The organism is Pontibacter deserti (assembly GCF_023630255.1).
In the GTDB taxonomy this organism is placed as follows: Bacteria; Bacteroidota; Bacteroidia; order Cytophagales; family Hymenobacteraceae; genus Pontibacter; species Pontibacter deserti.
The window spans coordinates 1-5,505 of sequence record NZ_JALPRS010000007.1; the positions used below are offsets into that span (position 1 = coordinate 1).

General features: G+C 54.0%; 1 protein-coding gene, 2 tRNA genes and 3 rRNA genes. 1 reads left to right on the top strand and 5 read right to left on the bottom strand.

Going from position 1 to position 5,505, the window contains the following annotated elements:
* Positions 1-42: 42 nt before the first annotated feature.
* From rrf to MJ612_RS18280, 5 genes are all read right to left on the bottom strand, one after another.
* Positions 43-154: ribosomal RNA gene (gene rrf, locus MJ612_RS18260) — 5S ribosomal RNA — on the bottom strand.
* 138 nt (positions 155-292) lie between these two features.
* A 23S ribosomal RNA gene (locus tag MJ612_RS18265) occupies positions 293-3,188 on the bottom strand.
* A 241-nt stretch (positions 3,189-3,429) separates the two neighbouring features.
* Positions 3,430-3,506, bottom strand: a tRNA-Ala gene (locus MJ612_RS18270).
* A 14-nt stretch (positions 3,507-3,520) separates the two neighbouring features.
* A tRNA-Ile gene (locus tag MJ612_RS18275) sits at positions 3,521-3,594 on the bottom strand.
* 150 nt (positions 3,595-3,744) lie between these two features.
* Positions 3,745-5,267, bottom strand: a 16S ribosomal RNA gene (locus MJ612_RS18280).
* Together the 16S, 23S and 5S rRNA genes with 2 tRNA genes alongside form the textbook arrangement of a ribosomal RNA operon.
* 33 nt (positions 5,268-5,300) lie before the next feature.
* On the opposite strand from MJ612_RS18280, the gene MJ612_RS18285 reads away from it, so the two are divergent.
* Positions 5,301-5,505 (top strand): hypothetical protein (locus MJ612_RS18285; RefSeq protein WP_250419240.1); only part of this gene is annotated, 205 nt, incomplete at its 3' end.

Genomic DNA, 5,505 nt, shown 5'->3' on the forward strand with positions numbered 1-5,505 from the left:
AAACACCCCGCTCTATTGCTAAAGCGGGGTGTTGCAAGATAGGGTTGGCGGCCACCTACTCTCCCGGGTGTGACCCCAGTACCATCGGCGCGTCCGGGCTTAACTTCTCTGTTCGGGATGGGAAGAGGTGCTCACCGGAGCCATAGCCACCATTATTTTCACACGGGGTGTGCCGTGCATCAGTGATTGAGACATGCTGGAATAAAGAGAAGCTTTTCGGAGCGAGTCAGAAAAAGCTGCGGGCAGGTCCTCCCAGTGGAGGAACCGGCTCGCTTTCCTAGCCGAAGCCAGGGTGGGAACGCGCTCGGGCAATTAGTACTGCTCGGCTTTGCTGTTTCCAGCTTTACACCTGCAGCCTATCGACGTCATCGTCTCTGACGGCCCTTAAGGGAGATCTCATCTTGGGGTGGGTTTCGCACTTAGATGCTTTCAGCGCTTATCCCATCCGAGCGTAGCTACCCTGCGCTGCATCTGGCGATACAACAGGTGCACCAGCGGCTCGTCCAACCCGGTCCTCTCGTACTAAGGTCAGAACCCCTCAAATCTCCAACGCCCGCAACAGATAGGGACCGAACTGTCTCACGACGTTCTGAACCCAGCTCGCGTGCCACTTTAATCGGCGAACAGCCGAACCCTTGGGACCTTCTCCAGCCCCAGGACGTGACGAGCCGACATCGAGGTGCCAAACCTCCCCGTCGATATGAGCTCTTGGGGGAGATCAGCCTGTTATCCCCAGAGTACCTTTTATCCTTTGAGCGATGGCCCTTCCATGCGGAACCACCGGATCACTATATCCGTCTTTCGACCCTGCTCGGCTTGTAGGCCTCACAGTCAAGCGCCCTTATGCTATTGCGCTCTGCGTACGGTTACCAAGCGTACTGAGGGCACCTTTGAAAGCCTCCGTTACTGTTTTGGAGGCGACCACCCCAGTCAAACTACCCACCAAGCACTGTCCCCTTTGGTCAGGTTAGGCGCCAAGCAACTCAAGGGTGGTATTTCAAGGACGAATCCACGACGCCTGGCGACGCCGCTTCACATTCTCCCACCTATCCTACACATGAGTTACCCAGCGTCAATGCTAAGCTATAGTAAAGGTTCATGGGGTCTTTCCGTCCCGTTGCGGGTACTCGGCATCTTCACCGAGACTACAATTTCACCGAGCTCACGGCTGAGACAGCGCCCAGATCGTTACACCATTCGTGCAGGTCGGAACTTACCCGACAAGGAATTTCGCTACCTTAGGACCGTTATAGTTACGGCCGCCGTTTACCGGGGCTTCGATTCAATGCTTCGCCTTGCGGCTAACATCCCCTCTTAACCTTCCGGCACCGGGCAGGTGTCAGGCCTTATACGTCATCTCTCGATTTAGCAAAGCCATGTGTTTTTGTTAAACAGTCGCCTGGGCCTTTTCACTGCGGCTTCTGGTATTGCTACCAGGAAGCGCCCCTTCTCCCGAAGTTACAGGGCCATTTTGCCGAGTTCCTTGGCCGTGATTCACTCGAGCACCTTAGGATTCTCTCCTCGACCACCTGTGTCGGTTTGCGGTACGGGCGGCTACAACTTTAAACGCTTAGCGGGTTTTCTTGGGAGCCGGATTAGGGACATTATCTCCGCGCCCGAAGGCTTGGAGTACTATCAGCGTTCAGCAAGACAAGGGTACTTAACTCCTTATCCTATACCTACAGCCTTCAACGTACTATTCCGTCAGTACGCAGTCCTTTCACTTCTCCGTCACCGCATCGCTAGTTGCAGCCGGTGCTGGAATATTAACCAGCTGTCCATCGACCTGCGCTTTCGCCTCGGCCTTAGGACCCGACTAACCCTGATCCGATTAGCGTTGATCAGGAAACCTTGGTCTTTCGGTGTGCGGGTTTCTCGCCCGCATTATCGTTACTTATGCCTACATTTGCTTTTCCAAGCGCTCCAGCACCTCTTGCCGAGATACCTTCATCGCCCTTGGAATGCTCCCCTACCAGTATATCATAAGATATAATCCGCAGCTTCGGTGCCATACTTGATGCCCGATTATTATCGATGCCCTGTCGCTCGACCAGTGAGCTGTTACGCACTCTTTAAATGAATGGCTGCTTCCAAGCCAACATCCTGGCTGTCTAAGCAACTGGACCTCCTTTGTTCAACTTAGTATGAACTTGGGGACCTTAGCCGACGGTCTGGGTTCTTTCCCTCTCGGCCAGGGACCTTAGCACCCCTGGCCTCACTGCCGTGTATATCAAAGCGGCATTCGGAGTTCGTCAGGATTCGGTAGGATGTGACTCCCCCTAGTCCTATCGGTAGCTCTACCTCCGCTTGACTCCACCACGACGCTGCCCCTAAAGGCATTTCGGGGAGTACGAGCTATTTCTCAGTTTGATTGGCCTTTCACCCCTACCCACAGGTCATCCAAATACTTTTCAACGTAAACTGGTTCGGACCTCCACTGTGTGTTACCACAGCTTCATCCTGCCCATGGGTAGATCACAAAGTTTCGCGTCTGCCCCCTCTGACTGCACGCCCTATTCAGACTCGCTTTCGCTGCGGCTCCGACCCTAAAAAGTCTTAACCTTGCCAGAGAGGAGCAACTCGTAGGCTCATTATGCAAAAGGCACGCCGTCACCCCACGAAAGGGCTCCGACCGCTTGTAGGCGCACGGTTTCAGGATCTATTTCACCCCCTTATTCAGGGTACTTTTCACCTTTCCTTCACAGTACTGGTTCACTATCGGTCTCTCAGGAGTATTTAGCCTTGGCAGATGGTGCTGCCGGATTCAGGCGGGATTCCTCCGGTCCCGCCCTACTCAGGATACCACTAGGGCCAAAAACCTTACGTGCACGGGGCTATCACCCGCTCCGGCGTGCCTTCCCAGGCACTTACACTTCAGTGTTTGGTCCCACATCGTGGTCCTACAACCCCGCGGCTGCCGTAACAGCCGTGGTTTGGGCTCCTGCGCGTTCGCTCGCCACTACTTGCGCAATCATTAGTTATTTTCTCTTCCTCCGGGTACTTAGATGTTTCAGTTCCCCGGGTTCGCCCCCCGTAGGGTAGTATATCTTCAATATACTGGGTTGCCCCATTCGGAAACCTGCGGATCACAGGATATGTGCTCCTCCCCGCAGCTTATCGCAGCTTGTCGCGTCCTTCATCGCCTCTGAGAGCCTAGGCATCCCCCGTACGCCCTTCTCTGCGTTCCCGGCCGTCACAACCCGAAGGTCATGCCGGCCCGCAGTCTTTTCTCTACTTGCTCGTATTCCAACTACATTCACTGTAGTTAAATTACTTCTCTTTATTTTCTTCCAACATGTCAAAGAACGTTGTCCGGTAAGCAGGTAACAGTATACAGTAAACACTGGCTTTGTTACTTGTTTGCAGGATATGAAGTAAAAACCTGTCGCTTTTACTTTAGGCTGTTTTCATGCCCCTAGGCATCTGTTCTGGTGGAGAATAACGGAGTCGAACCGTTGACCTCCTGCGTGCAAAGCAGGCGCTCTAGCCAGCTGAGCTAATCCCCCAAGTGTTGTTTGAGTGGGCCTGCGTGGACTCGAACCACGGACCTCTACATTATCAGTGTAGCGCTCTAACCACCTGAGCTACAAGCCCGCTTTGTCCGGGCTACGCTGATTGCTTTTGCAAGCACGGCCGGGCACCAGTCACTATGTAATACTTTAAAAAGTCTTGAGAAAGAGCTTGAAACAGACGCCGCACCCTGTGGGCAACATAGCAGCAAAAGGGCCGGATACGGTGCTCTAGAAAGGAGGTGATCCAGCCGCACCTTCCGGTACGGCTACCTTGTTACGACTTAGCCCCAGTTACCAGTTTTACCCTAGACGGCTCCTGTGACGGTCACCGGCTTCAGGTCTCCCTGACTTCCATGGCTTGACGGGCGGTGTGTACAAGGCCCGGGAACGTATTCACCGCGCCATTGCTGATGCGCGATTACTAGCGATTCCGGCTTCACGAAGTCGAGTTGCAGACTTCGATCCGAACTGAGACCGGCTTTTTGAGATTGGCGCCCTATCACTAGGTGGCGACCCTCTGTACCGGCCATTGTAGCACGTGTGTAGCCCTAGGCGTAAGGGCCATGATGACTTGACGTCGTCCCCGCCTTCCTCACTTCTTGCGAAGGCAGTCCCTTTAGAGTCCCCGCCATGACGCGCTGGCAACTAAAGGTAGGGGTTGCGCTCGTTGCGGGACTTAACCCAACACCTCACGGCACGAGCTGACGACAGCCATGCAGCACCTTGCTTTGTGCCCCGAAGGGAAGCTCCATCTCTGGAGCGGTCACGCGCATTCTAGCCTAGGTAAGGTTCCTCGCGTATCATCGAATTAAACCACATGCTCCACCGCTTGTGCGGGCCCCCGTCAATTCCTTTGAGTTTCACCCTTGCGGGCGTACTCCCCAGGTGGAGTACTTAACGCTTTCGCTTGGACGCTTACGGTATATTGCAAACATCGAGTACTCATCGTTTACGGCGTGGACTACCAGGGTATCTAATCCTGTTCGCTCCCCACGCTTTCGTGCCTCAGCGTCAGTTTCGGCCCAGCGAGCTGCCTACGCAATCGGGGTTCTTGGTGGTATCTATGCATTTCACCGCTACACCACCAGTTCCGCCCGCCTCGACCGAACTCAAGCCCTGCAGTATCAACGGCAGTTCCAGGGTTGAGCCCTGGGATTTCACCGCTGACTTACAGGGCCGCCTACGCACCCTTTAAACCCAATAAATCCGGACAACGCTTGCACCCTCCGTATTACCGCGGCTGCTGGCACGGAGTTAGCCGGTGCTTATTCATCTAGTACCGTCAGTTACCCTCGCAAGGGCGTTTTCTTCCTAGATAAAAGCAGTTTACAACCCAGAAGGCCTTCTTCCTGCACGCGGCATGGCTGGGTCAGCCTCTCGGCCATTGCCCAATATTCCCTACTGCTGCCTCCCGTAGGAGTCTGGTCCGTGTCTCAGTACCAGTGTGGGGGACCATCCTCTCAGAACCCCTAGCCATCGAAGCCTTGGTAGGCCGTTACCCTACCAACTAGCTAATGGCACGCATGCCCATCTTCCACCGCCTCAGCTTTGATCATCTTCGGATGCCCTCAAATGATGTTATGCGGTATTAATCCACCTTTCGGTGGGCTATCCCCCTGTGGAAGGTAAGTTGCATACGCGTTACGCACCCGTGCGCCACTAAACCAGAGACCGAAGCCTCTGATCTCGTTCGACTTGCATGTATTAGGCCTGCCGCTAGCGTTCATCCTGAGCCAGGATCAAACTCTCCATTGTAAGAAAAAATTTCCGGTAGTCCGAAAACTACCAATGTCTCGCCTGATCCGGCCCTTTTCACTTGCTGCTCTATTTTTTCACGTGGTTGGCTTCCACCTTATGTTTAGACATTGTGCTTGTCTGTTTCAAGTGCAGTCTCTCAAAGAACTTTTCTCAACTACCTACCACACCTGTCGTGCGGAAAGCTTTGTTGAAAGTGCCCTGCTATTAAGCAGGCAGGCTATTCTGTCAATAACCC